Below are 18,608 nucleotides of genomic sequence, written 5' to 3' on the forward strand. Positions count from 1 at the left end.
CGCGGCAAACCTCATCACGGTCGCTGCATGCGGTGATCGTGTCATCGCGCCCGATCCGGTCACTACGCAGCATTGTAACGCTGCGTCGCGCAATTGCCGCACAACATCGAAACCCCTGCAGCTCAGAGGGATTCGGATCGATCATCCTGGGGGCTGGTAGAGGGGCCGACGCGGCTCTGCCGCATGGGCTCGCGCGCCTGACCGTCCTCGAGACGCGGTTGCGGCTGCCCTGCACGGAGCGGCGGACCGCGTCGGTGGCGTAGCTCCCCGAGAGGGAATGTTGCGGGGAGGTTCCATTACGGAACCTCCCCGCTTCGTTTGTTTCCGCGTCGTAACGATCGAAATTGGGTCTTGCCAAACTGCGATCCGTGCCACAAACTCAACTGCATCCAAAAATGTATGCAGTTGGAGGGAGGTACAGGTTTGACCACGCAGTCCCTGATCGCGAAGCGCCCGCTCGCGACGTCCGACCCACGCCATGTCGATGTGGTGGACTTCCTGCATTACGAGGCCGAGTTGCTCGACAATCTGGAAGAGCGTCGCTGGCTGAGTGAACTGGTCAGTCGCGACATCGAGTACCAGGTGCCCGTCCGCGAGACCGTGGAGAGGGCTCGGGGTACCGGATTCTCCGCCACGACCTTTCATCTCAAGGAGAATCTCGGCTCGCTCGATTCACGGGTGACCCGAGGTGAGACGAAGTACGCGTGGGCCGAGGATCCGCCATCACGAGTTCGTCACTTCGTCACCAACATTCGCGTTCGACCTCACGAGAGCGCCGACGATCTCATCCGGGTCAAGAGCAACATCCTGATCTACCGGACACGGCAGTCGCAGACAACTCCGCAGATGCTCTCCGGTGAACGCGACGACGTCCTCCGGCGCGAGGGCGGCGAACTCAAGCTTCTGCGCCGCACCGTGTACCTCGACCTCAGTGTCATCGGTACGCACAATCTTTCTCTCTTCTTCTGAGATTCGACCCCGAGAACTCCCCGGGCCCGCCCCAGTCGAATGCGGCTGTGACGACCGCGAGCCCGCTCGCCAAATCCCCCCAGCCAGGAGTGACCTATGAAGCCAGTGGCGACGCAGAGCGCGCTGCCGCCGCGAGTCCAGGAACTGATGGACCGCATCGACACCGGATTGCCCGAAGGCCGGATTCCGTCCGCCATCATGGGCAACCCGGACGTGTATCAGACCGAACTGCGGCGGATCTTCGGCCGCGCCTGGGTGTACATGGCTCACGAATCCGAGATCGAGGCGAACGGCGACTACGTCGTCCGTAAGATCGGCGAGGACTCGTTCGTGGTCACCCGAGATGAAAATGGCTGCATCAACGTACTTTTCGATGCGTGTCGCCACCGTGGTGTGCAGATCTGCCGCGCCGACTCCGGCAACTCGTCACATTTCCGGTGCCCCTACCACGGATGGACGTACTCGTCGGATGGGTCGCTCGTCGGGGCGCCGATGTGGAAGAACGCCTTCGGCAACATGAGCAAGGAGGCCAACGGGCTTGCCCGCGCCGCGCAGGTCGAGTCGTTCCACGGGCTCGTTTTCGCGACACTCGACCCGACGGCGCCGCCTCTGCGGGAGTATCTCGGTGGAATGGCCTGGTACCTCGACCTGGTGTTCGGCCTCGACAAAGACGGCGTCGAAATCCTCGGCAAGCCACAGCGTTTCATCGTGGATGCCAACTGGAAGTCCGGTGCGGACAACTTCTCCGGCGACGACTACCATCTCGGCACCCTGCACAAGTCGGTGTGGTCGATCGGTGCCTTCCCGGTGCCGTTCAGCGAGAACATGATGGGGTACCACATTCAGGCGTCGCCCGGTCATTCGCTGTCGTTCTCCATGGCGGAGTACGCGGACGAGCCGGGGCCGAACTTCTTCGGGTTCCCCGAGTCGCTGGCCGAGCACTTCGACAGCGTCAACATCTCGCCCGAGCAACTCGAGGTGGCTCGGCGGTCACGGGTGTTCGTGGGCAATGTGTTTCCGAACTTCTCGATCCTGGCGTTACCGATGACCGAGGACGGTGCGCATCACGCGCCCACCGGAATCCTCACGATCCGCACGTGGCAGCCGAAGGGGCCGGGTCAGATCGAGATCTGGAACTGGTTCGTCGGCTACAAGAACATGACTGCGGAACAGAAGGAACGCGCGTACCAGGCGGGCCTGGGCACCTTTTCGCTGGGCGGCTCGTTCGAGATGGACGACACCGAACCGTGGCTGAGCGTGACGAAGAATGGTGGCTCGGTGGCTGCGGAGATGCTCGGGTTCGAACTGAACTACGAGATGGGCATGCCAGGAATCGGTATGGCCACACCCGTGTCCGACTGGCCCGGACCGGGAAAGGTCTTCTGGACCAGGTACGAGGAAGGCGTCCAGCGCAATATGTACCAGTTCTACGCCGACATGATGCGCGCAGAGCCGGGTGAGTGGCCGGAGTTCGAATTTTGAGCGCGGGCACGGCCGGGGTGCGGGAACGGTACGCGGCCGGCGGACTTCTCGGGAAGCTCACCCCCGGCAGCACCCCCGCTGTGATCGTCGTCGACCTGCAGTACGGGTTCACCGACCCCGAATTCGCCCCCGGATTCGACCTCGACATCGTGGTGGCGGCGACGAGGTCCCTCGTCGACACAGCACGGGCACACCGGATCCCGGTGTACTTCACCACCATCGCATTTCCCCAGCACGACGGGGCAGCGGCCACGTGGCTGCAGAAGATGCCCGCACTGTCCGGGCTGCGGTCCGGGCACCGGAGCACCGAGATCGACGCCCGCATGGGACGGCACGAGGGTGAGCCCCTGATCGTCAAACAGGCTGCGTCGGCCTTCGCACACACCGCACTCGCCGACCTGCTCGCAGAGGCGGGAATCGATACGGTGTTCGTCGCGGGCGCAACCACTTCGGGATGTGTGCGGGCCACCGTCGTCGACGCCTGCGCCGCAAACCTCCCGGCATTCGTGGTCCGCGAGTGCGTCGGCGACAGGGAGATTCCACCGCACGATGCCTCACTGCTCGACATCGACGCCAAATACGGCGAGGTCGTCACCCTGGAGGCTGCCACGACCATGCTCGCCGCGATCGCCGGAACCACCGAGGTCGCCGAGCCTCACGCAAAGGGGTTGCCATGACACTCGCCATGCCGCAGACGGCCCTGCACCGAGCCCCGGACTTCCGTGCCCCGGCACGTGTCGTGGGCGACACACCGGCACGACTCGCGCTGCCCGCTGCGAACGATCCGGCATGGGAGCTCGCGGACGAACGGGCCCTCGGATTCTTCGGGGCGTCCGTGGAAGGCGACGCCTTCCTCGCCGAACTCGAGGTCTCGGGCTTGCGAGGCCGCGGCGGTGCAGGGTTCCCGGCACACCGCAAGTTCGCCGCGGTCGCCTCCGCACCCGGTGACTGTGTCGTCGTCGCGAACGGACATGAGGGCGAACCGGCGTCGGCGAAGGATCGGTGGCTGCTCACGCATCGCCCGCACCTGGTGCTGGACGGGTTGCTCGTCGCGGCCGCGGTCACCGGCGCATCCGATGCCATCGTGTACGTCTCCGACCCGGAGCTGCGCGAGATCGTCGACCGCGCGGTATCGGAGATCACGGCTGCAGGCCTGGTGCCGGCGGAGGTGACAGTTCGGACGCATCTCGCCGAACACACCTACGTGGCAGGCGAGGAGTCGGCCGTGTGCCGGTCGATCAACGGATTTCCGGCCAAGCCGACCAGCAAACCGCCGCGCCCCTTCGAATCCGGTGTGCGCGGCCTGCCGACGCTGATCAACAACGTCGAGACACTCGCTCATGTCGCGTGGATCCGCCGCCACGGCGCTCAGGCGTTCGCTGCCACCGGATCGGCGTCCTCGACAGGGACCGCGCTGTTCACCCTCACCGGTGCGGTTGCCGAGCCCGGCGTCTACGAGATGTCACTGGGTGAGCCGATATCGGCGCTCATCGCCGCCGGTGGCGGATCGGCCGCCGACACAGCGGGTCTGCTTGTCGGGGGCTGGTTCGGAGGCGTCCTCACCGGCGACCACTCGACCCTGCGATGCTGCTACGACGCGGTGCGCGAGGCGGGCGGCGGATTGGGGTGCGCCGCGGTCACCGTTCTCGACGCCGGCCAGGATGTGGTCGCGCTCGCGGGGGAACTGAGCGCATGGTTCCAGTCGGAGTCCGCGATGCAGTGTGGAGTGTGCGTCAGCGGAACCAACGCGATCGCGCGGGCCTTCAGGCAGGTCCTGCGAGGCGATGCCGCCGCGACACACCACGAGAATCTCATTCGCTGGGGCAGCACACTTTCCGGTCGTGGCGCGTGTTCGTTCATCGACGGCGCAGCGAATCTGGCGCGTACTGCGGGACCCCTGCTCGCCGCGGAGCCACTCGATGGGAAGGAGAGCTGAGGATGCGAATTGCAATCGACGCCACCAGGTGTGACGGATACGGAACCTGCTTCGACGTGTGTCCGTCGGCTTTCGAATCCGATGACTGGGGATACGCAGCCGTACGAGGCGACGGCACCGTCCCGGCTGGGGACGAACCGAAGGCACTGCGTGCGATATCGCTGTGCGCCGAAAACGCTGTCCGCCAGATCGGCTGATCCCGAGCGCTTTCGGAACGAGTAAGGAGATATTGTGTACTTGGGCTTGGAGAACGGCGTCGCATTGGTCACGGCCGCGTCGAGGGGAATCGGACGGGCCACGGCGGAGCGCCTCGCCGGGGAAGGGATGACGGTCGTCGCCACCTCGCGTTCGGCGACCGGGAACACCGAGAAGATAGGGAACGGGCGGATCGAACAGCTCGCCCTCGACCTCGACGACAGCGACGCTACTGCCGGTTTGGTGCAGACTGTGGTCGACCGCTTCGGCCGGCTCGACGTCATGGTGCTCAACACGCCCGGACCGCGCATCCTTCCCGCTCTGAACCTCGGATGGGAAGACTGGCAGCGGGCGCACGACCAGCTGCTGCGTCCGGTGGTCCAGTTGGGCACTGCGGCGTCGCGCGTCATGCGCGAGCAGGGTGCCGGTGCGATCGTCCTGCTGACCTCGACGTGGGTGCGGCAGCCGGCGCTCGGCGGGGTGCTGTCGTCGTCGTACCGGTCGGCTGCATCGGCTTTCGCGAAGACGCTGGCGGCGGAGCTGGCCGGAGACGGGGTCCGTGTGAATCAGGTGATGCCCGGCGCGACCGGAACAGACCGCATGCAGGGCATCGTCGAGATGAAGGCCCGCACCAACGGCACCAGCGTGGATGACGAAATCACCAAGGTGGTCAAGGACATTCCGATGGGGCGCTGGGGCGTCGCCTCGGAGATCGCTGATGCGATCGCCTTCCTCGCGTCTCCTCGCTCCTCCTTCGTGACCGGAACGTCCCTCACGGTCGACGGTGGCGCCGTGCGCGCAGCGCACTGACCACCGCACCATCCACAGCCCCCGGCAGGACAAGCACTGCCGCAGCAGAAGCAACAGCGACAAGGAGCAAACGACATGCCGAATACTTTGACCGAGAACTTCGTCGAGCAGTTCAAGCGATGCAGGGTGACCGCTGACGAGACGGTCGGCATCATCGCCGAACTCGGTCACAAGGACGAGTACGTGGCCGCGGCGGTGGCCGCAGCTCGCCAGCTCGGCGCAGGCGCACTGGTGCTGCACGCGTCCAGCCTGTCGAGCCCGATGCTGCCGCCGTATGAGGCGGACGGACGTGAGGTGGCTCCGTTGCTCGCCGCGGCGGGAGAGTGCGACTTCGTCGTGGATGTGACCGTCGGCGGACTCATCCACTCGGACGTGCGGACCCGCATCACGGGCAACGGCAAGCGGATGCTGTTCGTGGCCGAGCCCAACGACGTCCTCGAGCGGCTCATGGGTGACGACGATCTGCGCCAGACTGTCGAGGCCGGAGGCAGCAGGTTGCGGGCCGGCAGCACCCTGCACGTCACCAGTGCGGCGGGAACGGACCTCACGGCCGACATCTCCGGTGACGGCCTGCCGATCACGCACCAGTGGGGCTACGTCGACGAACCCGGCCGCTGGGATCACTGGCCGTCCGGATTCGTTGCCTGCTTCCCGAACGACCGGACCGCCGAAGGCAAGATCGTCCTGCAACCCGGCGACGCGCTGATCCCGTGGCAGCGGTACGTCCAGGATGTGGTGACGATCAAGGTGGAGAAGGGTTTCATCACCAGGGTCTCCGGATCCGGCACGGACGCCCACGTTCTCAACGACTACTTCGAGGCCTGGCACGACAGCGAGGTGTGGGCACTGAGCCACATGGGGTGGGGTCTGCTTCCCCGCGCCCGGTGGTCGGCCTTCGACGTGTACGACCCCCGAAGCCTGTATGGTCAGGAACTCCGTTCCACTGCAGGAAATTTCATGTGGTCTACCGGATCGAACCGCTTCGCGAACCGGGAGACCCCCGCGCACCTCGACGTCCCGATGCGGGGATGCACCGTGGAGATCGACGGCGTCGCGGTGGTCCGCGACGGCGCACTCGTGGAGGAGTGAGCAATGGACAAGAACGCAATCGAACAGGCGATCCTCGCCATGGCAAAGGACGCCGAGCTGCTCGCCGCCGTCAAGGCGGAACCAGCCCGGGCACCGGAACTGCTCGGCGTCGACCAGGAGTGGGCCGAGACCATCATCAGCGGCAACCGTGATCGGCTGCGCGCGGTGGGCCTGAACGACGGACTCACCATTTTGGTGAGCCGATGGTTCAAGGACGATCTGGGTGACTCGTCGAGCGCCGGCGGATTCGTTGTCGACGAGAGTATTCCCGTTCCTGCCCCGGATCTTCCGCGGAACCTGGTGTTCGCCGGAGGCTGCTCGCATGTGCCGGATCTGCTGGCGCGTCCCGAGATCGACCCGGAGGATGCTGTCGAGCGTCTGCTCGCCGGTTACGAGAAGTTGAAGCGCGACCTGGCAGCCGCCGATCCCGACGTCATCCTCGTATCCGCCGACTGCCACTTCCAGAGCTTCCGAACCGGGCACTTCGTCCTCGGAACGGGTGTACAGCACGGGGGGTCGATGGAGTTCTTCAAGCGACCCGACCTCGACCTGAATCTGACGGGCCACCCCGAGTTCGCGCGGACCCTCGCTGACGCGGTGCGCCTTGCCGGGCAGGAGGTCGAAGAAGCCGATGTCGTCGAACTCGACCACGGCCTGATCGTGCCGCTGCGCCTGCTGCTGCCGCGCCCCGACCTGCCGGTGATTCCGGTGATCACCCAGCCTGCTCGCACCTTCTCCCCGTTCAACGCGCAGCGCTTCGGCGAGGCGATGCGCGCGGCGGTGGAAGAGTCGGGACTGAAGGTCGCGTTCCTCGCCACCGGCGGTCTCTCGCATTGGCTCGACCCCGGACACTTCGGCGGTGTCGACGTCGAATTCGACACGTACATTCTGAAACTGCTCGAGACGGGCCGCGGACTCGACCTGTGTTCCCTCGAGCCGTTCCCGCTCCTCGAACACGGCCAGTACGAAATCATGAACTGGATGATCATGCTCGGGCTGCTCGGGCCCGGTGTGCACGGCGACGTATACACGTACGAGCCCATGGAAGCATCCGGTGGTGGGTGGACCGTCGTCAACATGGACCTGGCTCGGGCCGCAGCAGGCGGGAGCGAGTCGCTCGCGGAAGCCCGTTCGTCATGAGCAGCGTAGTGCGGGTCGGGCTCACGCAGTGGCACGCCACCACCGAGATGGACGCCAACCTGCGGACCGCGGTACGCCTGATCGGCGAGGCCGCCGACCAAGGTGCCACCCTTGTCGTGCTGCCTGAGAACGGGCTGATGCTCGGCTCCAATGTCGAGATGCGGGAAGCGGCTCTGAGCGAGGACGCGACCCTGGTGCTGGAACTGTGCCGCGTCGCCGCAGAGCGACGTGTGGTCGTCGTCCTCGGCGGCATGAAGAACCGCACCGACGACGGAATCTTCAACTCGGCGCTCGTCATCGACCGGGACGGCACGATCGCCGGCCGATACGACAAACTGCACCTGTTCGACGCCACCATCGGAGGCCGCTCCTTCGAGGCGTCCTCGGTGGAACGGCCGGGGGCGGGCCCGGTGCTCCTCGACGTCGACGGCGTGCGTTTCGGGCTCACCATCTGCTACGACGTCCGATTCCCCGAGCTGTCACGGGAACTCGCAGCTGCGGGCGCCCAGGTTCTGCTCTTGCCCGCGGCGTTCGTGCAATCGACCGGTGAGGCGCATTGGCATACCCTGCTGCGCGCCCGCGCCATCGAGAACCTCGCGTACGTGGTGGCGCCGGCGACCGTCCACTCGCCCACACCTGATTACGTCGACGCGTTCCCGACCTATGGGCACGCGCTGGCCGTCTCTCCGTGGGGAGAAGTACTCGCCGACCTCGACGAGTCACCCGCGGCGGTGCAGGTGGTCGAACTCGACCTCGGGCAGGTCGACAAGGCCCGCGCGACACTCCCAGTGCTCGCCGGCCGCCGTGCAGCGGACGTCTACCGAACCCCGCCGCGCATCGTGTCGACGGGCGTACATGCGAAGGAGCCGGTGGTATGAGCGACAAGGCATCGCAGGGATTGCCCGCCGGTGTGGTCCGGGCCGACGAATGGACCGGGCTGGGCAACGAGTTCGCCGGCGTCCAGTTCCGGAAGGTGTGGACTCGCAACGGTGAACGGCTCGAGCTGTACGTACCGCGGACCGGTTCGCGGATCCTGCTCGACCCGATGGCGCTGGAAGTGCTCGCCGATCAGGAGCCGGCGTTCTTCACCGGCCTGATCGCCACCCGACTCGGATCGCACGACTGACCGTGAGCAGCAGGGGGGCGCGCCGGGGAACCACCGTGGACGACACGTACATCGCGATTCGGGAGCGAATCATCGACGGCCACTATCGACCTGGCGTGACGCTGTCACAGGTGCAGCTGGCTTCCGAACTCGATGTCTCGCGAACACCACTGCGGGAAGCTTTTCGTCGGCTCGAGGCGGAGCGGCTCGTCGTCACCGAGGCGAACCGCGGCGTCATCGTCGCGCCACTGGCGCTGTCGGACGTGGAGGACTCCTATGCGGTCCGTCTGCTCGTGGAGCCGGCGCTGATCTCGGCGACCCTCGACCGGGTCGTGGACGCGGACATCGACGCGATGGAATCCGCGCTGGCGGGCATGCGCAGGACTGGTGTCTCACCGCGGGAGTTCCAGCTTGCGCACTGGGAGTACCATCGGGTGATCCTCGGTCGGTGCCCCACCGGGATGCGTGAACTGATCGAGTCGCACCTGACTCGGATCGACCGCCACCAGCGGCTCTACTTCACTCACCCGGAGGCGCTGGAGGACGTCACGGTCACCGACGGGATGTTCCTGGAGGCGGTCCGCGACCGCGACGGCGACCAGGCTCGGCTGCTGCTCGAATTCCACCTGCTCGACGCGGCGCTGGGAATGATCCTCGCCGACGACCCCGACCACGAGTTCGGCTCGCTTCCAGTCGTGCTGGGCGGCATGTCCATCCGACTGCACGACCTGGAATCGCTGCGTACGGGCGGCCGCGCCCACGTCAGCTGGGACCTTGGCGGCTGCCACCGGGTGCCGGTCCTCGAGACGAGCAATCTGAACTCCGGTGCGGCTCACCCGCACGGGCATCACACGATGTTGTCGGCGTAGCCGGCACGACAAGTAGGAAGAGACACACATGAGTGCCAACTATCGCGTGGGCATGATCGTTCCCAGCTCGAACACCACCATGGAGACCGAGATCCCGGCGATGCTCCGTGCCCGTGAGGAGATCCGGCCGGAGGGATTCACCTTCCACTCGTCACGGATGCGTATGCAGCACGTGACCCCGGAGCAGCTCGCCGCTATGGACGCGGACTCGTTGCGGTGCGCCGCCGAACTCGCCGATGCCCGGGTCGATGTCATGGCCTACGCGTGCCTGGTCGCAATCATGTCCCAGGGCCGCGGCTACCACTGCGAATCGGAACCCAAGTTGGCGCGAATCGCCAAGGAGGAGAGCGGCGTCGACATCCCCGTGTTGTCGTCGGCGGGAGCCTTGACCGAGGCCCTGGCGCATCTCGACGTGAAGAACATCGCCGTCGTCACCCCCTACATGAAGCCGCTCACCGCGACAGTGTGCGACTACATCGAGCACCAGGGGTTCAACGTCGTGGACTCGCTCAGCCTCGAGGTGCCCGACAACCTCGCCGTAGGCCGCCTCGACCCGGAGAACCTGCTCGAACATGCCCGCCGTGTCGACACGTCGGGCGCTGATGCCCTCGTGATCAGCGCCTGCGTCCAGATGCCCTCGTTGCCGATCCTGGACCGCTTGCAGCAGCAGTTCGACATCCCCGTGCTGTCCGCCGCCGCCGCGACGACGTGGCGGCTGCTGGGACGACTCGGCCTCGAGCAGGTCGTTCCCCGCGCAGGCGCCCTGTTGGCGCCCTGACATCCCTCGTCACGCGCACATTCTGGTGAGGCTGCACATATCGAAGCCGATCCCCCGCCCCAGGAGGCCCCAGTGAACCACCAAGCGCTGTTCACCCCCGGACAGATCGGACCCGTCGAGGTCCGGAACCGTATCGTGAAGTCGCCGCAGAGCACCGCGACGTCCAACCCCGACGGCACCGTCAGTCAGCGGACCGTGAACCACTACCGGCGCCTGGGTGAGGGCGGTGTCGGGCTCGTCATGGTCGAGTACAGCTACGTCGACGACGACGCCAGCAAGGCCATCCACAATCAGGTCGGCGTCAGCCGCCGCGAGCACGTCCCCGGACTGGGCTGGCTCGCGGACGAGGTGCACTCGACCGGCGCGAAGATCGGGCTGCAGATCGCTCACGGCGGCAGGCAGAAGTTCCTCGGCACCGCCCCCATCAAGTCGGCATCGGATTCGTCGTGGTACGACGTGGAAGCGCAGTACGGTGTCGTTCCCACGCCGATGACTCTCGACGAGATCGACGGCGTCGTACAGGCGTTCGGTGAAGCCGCGGCACGTGTGCACGCCGCCCGCTTCGACCTCGTCGAAGTGCACGCCGGCCACGGCTATCTGATCACCAACTTCCTGTCTCCGCACACCAATTCCCGCACCGACGAGTACGGGGGAAGTTTCGAGAACCGTTCTCGGCTGCTGCTGCGGATCGTTGATTCGATCCGGGTGTCCGTGCCGCGCGAGTTTCCGCTCAGCATCCGGGTCTCGGTCACCGACTACGAGCAGGACGGCATCCCGATCGAGGAGACCGTGCAACTCTGCCGGCTACTCGAGGAACACGGCGTCGACGTCATCCACGCCTCCGGCGGACACCACGCCACGATGGACTGGGAGGTCAGCCCCTGGTATCAAGTGCGCACACCTCACCGCTGGGGTTGGGAGAAGATCAAGGACGCGGTGACCATCCCGGTCGTCGCCTCGGGATCACTGGTCACCCCCGACATCGCCGCGGAGATCGTCGAATCCGGCTCTGCCGACTTCGTCTCCCTCGGCCGGGCGATGCTCGCCGACCCCGACTGGGCCCGCAAGACCCGGGAAGGTCGGGTATTGGAGATCACCCCGTGCATCCGCTGCAACGACGGCTGCCTGCATCGCGGGCTGAACAAAGGCCGCAGCGCCGGATGCAGCGTCAACCCCCACATGGCGGAGGAGGGTCGGTTCCCCGTCGAGGCCTCCGCGATCCGCAAGAACGTCGCCGTGGTGGGCGGGGGCCCTGCGGGTCTGCGCAGCGCCGCGGTGCTTGCGGACCGCGGCCACGACGTGACAGTCTACGAACCGAACCATCTCGGTGGACTGCTCACGCACGCCACGGGATCGACTGTGAAACAGGACCTCTCGGGCCTGGTCGACCACCTCGTCCACGAGGTGCGCCGACGGGAGGTCACCGTCGTTCCGGCCGCCGCCGACGTCGAGGTGCTGACCTCCGCCGGCCACGACACGGTAGTTGTCGCGACCGGTGCGCCACACCGCCGCCCCGGCTTCCCTGTCGACGAGGCTGCCCCGGTGATCCTGGCGAGTTCCGTCCGCGCCGGCACTCCGATCTCCGGCAACGTGGTGGTCGTGGGCGGCGGACTGCAGGGCTGTGAGGCGGCCCTGCGGCTCGCCGAGATGCCCGGCGCCAAGGTGACACTCGTCGAACAGGGCAGTGGGCTGCTGCAAGGCGACGAGGTGTTCACCGACGTCGAGCGACTGCCCCGTCACGTCGACGCCGCCGCGGTGGACGTGCGACTGGACACCCGGGTGGTCGGCGTCGACACGACCGGGGTGCACGTGCAGATCGGCGACGAGAGTGCGGTGATCGCCGCGGACACGGTGGTGCTCGCACTCGGCCGTGTCCCGGCGGACGGCGGCCTCGAATCCGAGCTCCGGGCGGCGGGTCTGGACGTCCGGGTCGTCGGTTCGGCAGTGGCGCCCGGACGAGTGTTCGACGCGATCCACTCCGCGTTCTTCGCGGCGCGGCTCGTCTGACGGTGCCCGCGCCGGCCGGAAGCCCCGGCCGGCGCGGGGTCAGGGGGCCGGTCGCAGAATGAGATTGGAGGTCGCCACCTCCGGAAGGATCGGGTCGTGATCGAGCCAGTAGATCGGGGCCGGACGGTTGATCCGCCCGGCGTCGTCGTGCTCGATGACGATCTCGCGTCCGCGCAGTGCCACGAGCAGAGAGTCGAACTCGTGGTCGGGATCCGCGTCGAGGACCAGTCCGAGCGCGGCGTCGATCAGGTGGAACTCCATGATTCGGCGGGCGGACGGTGCATTGCGGGCCTCGATCGCCGCGAGGAAGTGGCGGTCGGAATGGATGAAATCCTCGGGCGTCCGCTGGTGGGAGAGGTACACGCTCTGGTGCCGGTAGATCATCGTGTGCAGCGAGCGGGTCAGATCGGCGAACGTCTGGGGGTAGCGGGTCAGCGCGACATCGTGGAACCGCTGGTGAGCCTGCTGAAACCTTCGATTGTGGGCGCGGTGGGCTTGCATGTCGTCGAGTGCGACGCGCATCTCGGCGACGTCGTCGTCGGTGAGGTCGTCGATGACGGCTGCGAGTGTCGGGGGTTCGACGAGGATCCGGAGCGCGTAGTTCTGCTCGGTTTCCGAGTTGACGATCGGTGCGACGTGCATTCCGCGGTTGGCGGTTGCGACGAGGAGTCCGTCCGCTTCGAGGCGTTGCAACGCTTCGCGTAGGGGAGTGCGGCTGACGTTGAATTCGGCTGCCAGCTGTTCCTGTGACATCCGTTGTCCCGGTGGATAGGTGCCGGTGATGATGCGATCACGCAGGACGGTGCACAGCTCGTCGACTGTGGTGCCGGAGCGTGTGCGGGCAGTCACCGAAGTCATCGTCTGCTCCTAGCTGTCGAGGGCGGTTCCGCTTTTGCATACAGTTTCGCACCTCCTGTGGTCGGAATGCGTCCCGTGTCCGCCGCACGGCGCGCCACGCGGCGCTCCGAAGATCTGTAACTGGACCGTTACGTGGGGGTCTTCCAATTAACGTGACGCTCCTTACACTGACTCTCTACAACTGTATTCAAATCTGCACACACTTCTGGAGGTGGACATGCCTGCTGTGCCCGTACCCGCATCGTCAACGTGCGATGCCGTCGATGACGGGAATTTCAGCGCGGCCCCCGTACCGCTGACTGCCCGACTCGGCCGCTGGCAGGTCACGATGTCGTACTGGTCGCTGTTGTCCGCCATGGTGTGGCTCTTCTACGGTGCCCTCGCTGCCAGTCTGTACGGCACGAAGAACGCGATCCTCGCGATCGCCCTGTCCACCGTCGTCTACTCGATCGTCAACATTTTCACCGCCCGCCTCGGCGCTCGTTTCGGCCTGAACAGCACCCTCCTCACCAAAACGATCTTCGGCCGCTGGGGCTCGATACTGACCGCGGTGCTCCTCGCTGCGACCACGCTCTACTACGCTCTCTTCGAGTCCAGCACCCTCGCTGTCGCCTTCCAGCTGTACTTCGACGCCGGCGACATCCGCATCTGGTATGCCGTCGTCGTGATCGCGATGATGCCGCTCATGCTCGGCAGCGTGCAATCGTGGATGGGTAAACTCAACGGAATTCTGTTGCCGTTCTATGTGATCGGCCTCGTTTGTGTCCTCATCGCGGCACACGTCAAGTTCGGCGGCAACTCCGACTGGCTCGCCTTCGCCGGTGTCGTCCCTGACGAGGGCCGCTCGCTCCCCGGTTGGCTACTCGGCGCGATCCTCTACATGGGCATCTTCGTCAACATGCCGAACACCATCGACTTCGCGCGATTCTCCAAGCTCGAGGACGAGACTTTCCACGAGCGCGTCACCTTCGGATGGGTCTTCTACGCCGGACTGTTCGTCGTCAACGGGATCGCGGGCATCTACCTCGTGCAGACCGTCCTGCCTACCGAACCCGCCACCGAAGACGGTGTGGTGCGGGCGATCCTGGCCAGCCTCGGATTCCTCGGACTCCTGTTCATCGTCGTCTCCCAGACTCGCGTGAACAGCGTCAACTACTACCTGTCCACCACCAATTTCGAGAGGATCCTCAGCAGCTTCTCCTCGGTACGCCTACCCCGGGTCGTGTGGGTTGGCGGCGTGTCCCTCGCCGTGTTCGCGCTCATGCTGACCGATGTCTTCCACTACCTGCAGACCGCCCTCAACTGGCAGGGCGTTCTCGTCGTCGGCTGGGTCGGCGTCGTCCTCACCCACTTCGCGCTCCACGTCCGCGATCGTCGGCAGGGCCCGGCCGTCGACGATGCCGCCGTGCCCGCAGTCGGCGTCGGACTCGCCGCGTGGATCGTGCCGTCGGTGATCGGCATCGCACTCCTCGAGGTCGACGGTGTACCAACACTACTCGCGCAATCCGCGCAGCTCGTCGTCCTGGCTCTGGCCGTGGTGTCCTACACGGTGATCAGCTGCATTTCTCGCCGCTCCGGCTCGGCCGGCGATCGGACGCGCGCGACCGGCGACCGAGTACCGGTCGCCTGACCACCCACCAACTTCGAACAATCAGCACGATCAGATCAGGAGCGACATTATGGGTGCACTCGACGGCCAGGTCGTCGTCTTTACAGGCGCGGGCGCGGGAATCGGTCGATCAGTGGTGACGCGCTACGTCGCCGAAGGGGCACGAGTCGTCGCGCTGGACCTCTCGGAATCGGTGAAGGAACTGCCCGCCGAACTCGGCGACTCGGTGATCCCGATCGTGGGAAACGTCGTGAACTGGGACGACAACGTCACCGCTGCCCGGGCCGCCCTCGATACATGGGGACGCATCGACGTCTTCGTCGGCAACGCCGGTATCACCGACAATGCCCAGGCCCTCGAGGACATCGACGGCGATCAGCTGTCCGGTGCCTTCGGTGAGCTGTTCGGTGTCAACGTCCTCGCGCCGATGCTCGGTGCGAAGGCATGCCTCGATGCCCTGATCGCCTCCCGCGGCAGCATCATCCTCACCGGATCCTTCGCCAGCACCAATGCCGCAGGCGGCGGCGCCCTCTACACGGCATCCAAGCACGCGGTGCACGGCCTCGTCCGCCAACTCGGCTATGAACTCGCTCCCGATGTCCGTGTCAACGGCATCGCGCCGGGCGTCGCGCCGACGCGCTTGCGGGGCACCGAGTCGTTGGGGCAGCAGATGTCCGATTCGGTACTCGACGGCACCGAGAAGGCGCTGCCGTTGCAGGAGGTAGCGTCGGTGAGCGCCTACGACGGCGTGTTCACAATGTTCGCATCGCGCACCGAGTCGGCCGCGATGACGGGCACCCTCGTGACCGTCGACAGCGGGTTGTCGATTCGCGGAATCGCCCGTCCCGGCGGTCGCGTCAGGGCGTAGCCCGGACATTGTCGGATGAGCTCCGATCGAGTCGGATGCTGCGATCGCGTGTGCGGCTGGGAGAATGGTCGTCGTGGTTCACGTCATCGACATCGACGATCCCGCCGATCCCAGGCTGGACGACTTCCGCGATCTCAACTCCTCGGACAGGCGGCCAGATCTTCCCGGCGGAAAGGGACTGGTGGTCGCCGAGGGCGTGCTGGTCGTCCAGCGCATGCTCGACTCCCGATTCCCGTTGCACGCCATGCTCGGTGTCGATCGTCGTCTGAGTGAACTCGCTGACGACCTGTACGACGTGGATGTGCCGTTCTACAGGACCGACGCGGCGACCATGGCAGAGGTGGTCGGTTTCCATCTCAATCGAGGCGTACTCGGGGTCTCGTATCGGCCCGAACCGCTGGACGTCGTCGAAATGATCGAGAAGGCAACCACCGTTGCGGTACTCGAAGGCGTCAACGATCACGAGAACATCGGATCGATGTTCCGCAATGCCGCAGGGCTCGGTGTCGACGCTGTGCTGTTCGGTAGGAGCTGCGCTGATCCGCTGTACCGGCGCGCGGTGCGCGTGTCGATGGGGCATGTGCTGCGCGTCCCGTTCGCGCAGGTCGAGCAATGGCCCAGCGACCTCGATACGCTGCGTGACCGCGGCTTCCAGTTGATCGCGCTGACCCCGAACCCGGAGGCGATGCCGCTCGCCGAGGCGATGACGGGGGAGAAGGTTGCGTTGCTGCTCGGTGCGGAAGGACCCGGGTTGACCGAGCAGGCGATGGGCGCCGCCGATGTACGTGCCCGGATACCGATGGCGCCGGGGACAGATTCGCTCAATGTTGCGACGGCTGCGGCGATGGCGTTCTACGAACGGGTTCGGATCCCGCGGTGAACACGACCTCCGGGTCCTCACCGACCCCGTGGGCGACGGGGCTACCGCTGTCGGTGTTCGTCTTCGCGATGAGCACGGTCACTCTCATCGCGATCGGCGATGTGCTCGCCGACATTCATCCCGCGGTTGCGGTACTGGTCAATGTCGTCGCCGTCGTGGGAGCCCTCCCGACCTTCCTTCATTGGCGACAGCGAGAGGTGTGGCGGTGGATGGCGTGGGGTATCGCCGCCGCGGTGCCTGTGGCGTGGGGTGTGCTGCTGTTCGGATGAGTGCGGAGTCGACTAGAGGCCCACTGCGCGACGCCACCAGGAGCGCGTGGGCTGTTGCCCGGCCGGTGCGGCAGGCGGTGTGGCTTCCCCTGGCCTGTGCAGGATGAAACTCCAGACGTCGATACCGCTCGGCTCGGGTTCGCCCTCGGTGCGACCGACATACCGGAAGCCGAGCCACGCAGCATTGGCGGCTTCGACGAGGCGCCGGGGGTGGAACGGCAGTGCTTCGGGGTGCGGAACGGAGCCGGCAGGCCACCGCATGGGGTGTTCGCCCGACCAGTACGGACGCTCCCACAGAAATGGGATGCCCTCGTCCTCGTAGAACTCGATGGCACCGGCCCCGAATGCGCGCCGGAGCGTACCGCGCTCCCATGCTGCGAACGAGCCCCACCCACCGGCTGCGTCGGACACGATCAGGTAGGTGTTCTCCGATGCGAGTGTGTGCAGCCAGTTGGCACCCACTGCGGAGGGGCGACGATGGATGAGTTCGCGGCTGCACACCACTGTCACACCGGGGAAGCTGCCGACGAAAACTGTGTTGTCGTCGAACTCCGTATCGTCCGGCCCTTTTCCTGCAGCGACCTGTGCGAGCGTCGCGCGCCCGCCCGCAGTGACGTGCCGATCGGGATGCAAGCGCGTGACCAGAGCATGCGCGATGTCGCGGTTGGGAGTCGAATTACGCAGTACCGCAGCCGGATCCGGGGCGTCGACGTACCAGAGCGTCGACACGACCGCCGCCATCGGCGTCGGCTCTCAGGCGCGTCCGTTGCTTCGGACGCCGAGGAGTACGTCGTCCCAGGACGGAAGTGCGGGCTTACCGCGCTTGTCCTTGCTCGGGTTCGCTACTGCCTTGGCCGATGCGGTAGCGCCGCGTTGGGTGTCGGTGTCGTGCTCGGTGGCGGTCGGCATCGTCCGGCCCGTATCCACGACGGGTAGCTCGTGCTCTTCGGATTCCGGCTGGCGATCGATGACGACTGCGTCGGCCGGTGGGGCGACGAACCGCTCGGTCTCCGACTCCACCGTGTCGTCGATGTCGCGTGACGAGTACACGGGCGTCAGGTATCGCAAGGGGCGACCGCAATCCGGATCGACGAGGTCGGCGGCGATGTCGTCGAGCGCCGAAATGGTGCCGCCGTGTGCATCGGGCTGATAACGCCAGTGCGCCGCATTGGTGGAGCGACCGGCCTGCCACTCGAGCTGAGCGACCCAGTGCCCGTCGTCGTCGCGCCACGCATCCCACGTCGCCTCGTCGAGGTTGTGGCCACGCGAGCGGAATGCCTGTGTGACGATCTCGAGCAGTGTCTGCACGGTGGGACCATCGGGGCGCACCGGATGTCCCTGCTGTGCCATCTCGGCGGCACGGGAACGTTCGAGGAGCACCGGGTAAGCGAATCGCTCGACCTTCGAGGTCGGGATTCCTGCTTCCTCGGCAACCTGTTCGACGGATGCGCCTGCCCGGATGCGGGCCTGGATCTCCCTCGGTCGGAGGGTGCTGGCGGTTTCGATCTGGATCTGTCCCAGTCGGGCGAGATCGCCGCGTGATGCGGCGCGGAGTGTGTCATCGACTGGAATGCGGAACTTGTCCCCCGTTGTGGGATCCGCGAGCACCACATGCTTAGCATCCGGCTCGAGACCCACCACCTTCAGTTCTCGCACACTGACCTCCTCGCGCCGGCTCGCGATCGACTTGCCCGAGATTATCGGAGTTGTCCGCGATCCGGGAGGCGGACACGCCGCGCCACGC

The 18,608-nt window shown here is 66.1% G+C and carries 20 protein-coding genes; 17 read left to right on the forward strand and 3 right to left on the reverse strand.

Going from position 1 to position 18,608, the window contains the following annotated elements; genetic code table 11:
- Positions 1-423 precede the first annotated feature (423 nt).
- The 13 genes from MWU77_RS01515 to MWU77_RS01575 all read left to right on the forward strand — a co-directional run bounded on the left by MWU77_RS01515 (position 424) and on the right by MWU77_RS01575 (position 12,380).
- Complete coding sequence (locus MWU77_RS01515; RefSeq protein WP_240959140.1) at positions 424-969, forward strand: aromatic-ring-hydroxylating dioxygenase subunit beta; 546 nt, start codon at positions 424-426, stop codon at positions 967-969.
- Between the two features lie 96 nt (positions 970-1,065).
- A complete protein-coding gene (locus tag MWU77_RS01520; protein ID WP_169688393.1) occupies positions 1,066-2,451 on the forward strand; it encodes a Rieske 2Fe-2S domain-containing protein in 1,386 nt (461 codons plus the stop codon).
- Positions 2,448-3,128: an isochorismatase family protein gene (locus MWU77_RS01525; RefSeq protein ID WP_247272771.1), complete on the forward strand. Its 681-nt coding sequence runs from the start codon at positions 2,448-2,450 to the stop codon at positions 3,126-3,128. The genes MWU77_RS01520 and MWU77_RS01525 overlap by 4 nt, the downstream gene beginning before the upstream one ends.
- Complete coding sequence (locus MWU77_RS01530; protein ID WP_247272772.1) at positions 3,125-4,387, forward strand: NADH-ubiquinone oxidoreductase-F iron-sulfur binding region domain-containing protein; 1,263 nt, start codon at positions 3,125-3,127, stop codon at positions 4,385-4,387. Before MWU77_RS01525 ends, MWU77_RS01530 begins: the two co-directional genes overlap by 4 nt.
- A gap of 2 nt (positions 4,388-4,389) precedes the next feature.
- Complete coding sequence (locus MWU77_RS01535) at positions 4,390-4,584, forward strand: ferredoxin (RefSeq protein WP_169688396.1); 195 nt, start codon at positions 4,390-4,392, stop codon at positions 4,582-4,584.
- A 34-nt stretch (positions 4,585-4,618) separates the two neighbouring features.
- A complete protein-coding gene (locus MWU77_RS01540; protein ID WP_247272773.1) occupies positions 4,619-5,392 on the forward strand; it encodes an SDR family oxidoreductase in 774 nt (257 codons plus the stop codon).
- 75 nt (positions 5,393-5,467) lie between these two features.
- Positions 5,468-6,481: a hypothetical protein gene (locus MWU77_RS01545; RefSeq protein ID WP_247272774.1), complete on the forward strand. Its 1,014-nt coding sequence runs from the start codon at positions 5,468-5,470 to the stop codon at positions 6,479-6,481.
- Between the two features lie 3 nt (positions 6,482-6,484).
- A complete protein-coding gene (locus MWU77_RS01550; RefSeq protein WP_247272775.1) occupies positions 6,485-7,621 on the forward strand; it encodes a protocatechuate 3,4-dioxygenase in 1,137 nt (378 codons plus the stop codon).
- The gene (locus tag MWU77_RS01555) at positions 7,618-8,499 is read left to right on the forward strand and encodes a nitrilase-related carbon-nitrogen hydrolase (RefSeq protein ID WP_247272776.1); all 882 of its coding nucleotides are present in this window, start codon (positions 7,618-7,620) and stop codon (positions 8,497-8,499) included. Before MWU77_RS01550 ends, MWU77_RS01555 begins: the two co-directional genes overlap by 4 nt.
- Entirely contained in the window at positions 8,496-8,747 is a 252-nt protein-coding gene (locus MWU77_RS01560; protein WP_169688401.1) for a hypothetical protein, read from the forward strand. The genes MWU77_RS01555 and MWU77_RS01560 overlap by 4 nt, the downstream gene beginning before the upstream one ends.
- A 35-nt stretch (positions 8,748-8,782) precedes the next feature.
- Positions 8,783-9,595 carry a GntR family transcriptional regulator gene (locus MWU77_RS01565; RefSeq protein WP_247272777.1) on the forward strand — a complete coding sequence of 271 codons (813 nt, stop codon included), beginning with the start codon at positions 8,783-8,785 and terminating at the stop codon, positions 9,593-9,595.
- Positions 9,596-9,623: 28 nt separating this feature from the next.
- Positions 9,624-10,373: an aspartate/glutamate racemase family protein gene (locus MWU77_RS01570; protein WP_169688402.1), complete on the forward strand. Its 750-nt coding sequence runs from the start codon at positions 9,624-9,626 to the stop codon at positions 10,371-10,373.
- A 72-nt stretch (positions 10,374-10,445) separates the two neighbouring features.
- Entirely contained in the window at positions 10,446-12,380 is a 1,935-nt protein-coding gene (locus MWU77_RS01575) for an FAD-dependent oxidoreductase (RefSeq protein WP_247272778.1), read from the forward strand.
- 39 nt (positions 12,381-12,419) lie between these two features.
- On the opposite strand, the gene MWU77_RS01580 is transcribed toward MWU77_RS01575, so the two are convergent.
- Entirely contained in the window at positions 12,420-13,238 is an 819-nt protein-coding gene (locus MWU77_RS01580; RefSeq protein ID WP_169688404.1) for a GntR family transcriptional regulator, read from the reverse strand.
- Between the two features lie 217 nt (positions 13,239-13,455).
- Between MWU77_RS01580 and MWU77_RS01585 the strand changes: the two genes are divergently transcribed.
- The 4 genes from MWU77_RS01585 (at position 13,456) to MWU77_RS01600 (ending at position 16,864) form a co-directional block, all read left to right on the forward strand.
- Positions 13,456-14,868, forward strand: a complete 1,413-nt coding sequence (locus tag MWU77_RS01585; RefSeq protein WP_206039918.1) for a cytosine permease — start codon at positions 13,456-13,458, stop codon at positions 14,866-14,868.
- Between the two features lie 49 nt (positions 14,869-14,917).
- A complete protein-coding gene (locus tag MWU77_RS01590; RefSeq protein WP_169688405.1) occupies positions 14,918-15,715 on the forward strand; it encodes an SDR family NAD(P)-dependent oxidoreductase in 798 nt (265 codons plus the stop codon).
- 73 nt (positions 15,716-15,788) lie between these two features.
- Complete coding sequence (locus MWU77_RS01595; protein WP_169688406.1) at positions 15,789-16,595, forward strand: RNA methyltransferase; 807 nt, start codon at positions 15,789-15,791, stop codon at positions 16,593-16,595.
- Complete coding sequence (locus MWU77_RS01600) at positions 16,592-16,864, forward strand: DUF2537 domain-containing protein (RefSeq protein WP_169688407.1); 273 nt, start codon at positions 16,592-16,594, stop codon at positions 16,862-16,864. Before MWU77_RS01595 ends, MWU77_RS01600 begins: the two co-directional genes overlap by 4 nt.
- A gap of 12 nt (positions 16,865-16,876) precedes the next feature.
- On the opposite strand, the gene MWU77_RS01605 is transcribed toward MWU77_RS01600, so the two are convergent.
- Both MWU77_RS01605 and sepH read right to left on the reverse strand, forming a co-directional pair.
- A complete protein-coding gene (locus MWU77_RS01605) occupies positions 16,877-17,593 on the reverse strand; it encodes a hypothetical protein (RefSeq protein ID WP_169688408.1) in 717 nt (238 codons plus the stop codon).
- Positions 17,594-17,617: 24 nt separating this feature from the next.
- A complete protein-coding gene (gene sepH, locus MWU77_RS01610) occupies positions 17,618-18,520 on the reverse strand; it encodes a septation protein SepH (protein ID WP_247272779.1) in 903 nt (300 codons plus the stop codon).
- Positions 18,521-18,608 lie beyond the last annotated feature (88 nt).

It is taken from the genome of Rhodococcus sp. F64268, assembly GCF_023015605.1.
Classification (GTDB): Bacteria; Actinomycetota; Actinomycetes; order Mycobacteriales; family Mycobacteriaceae; genus Rhodococcus.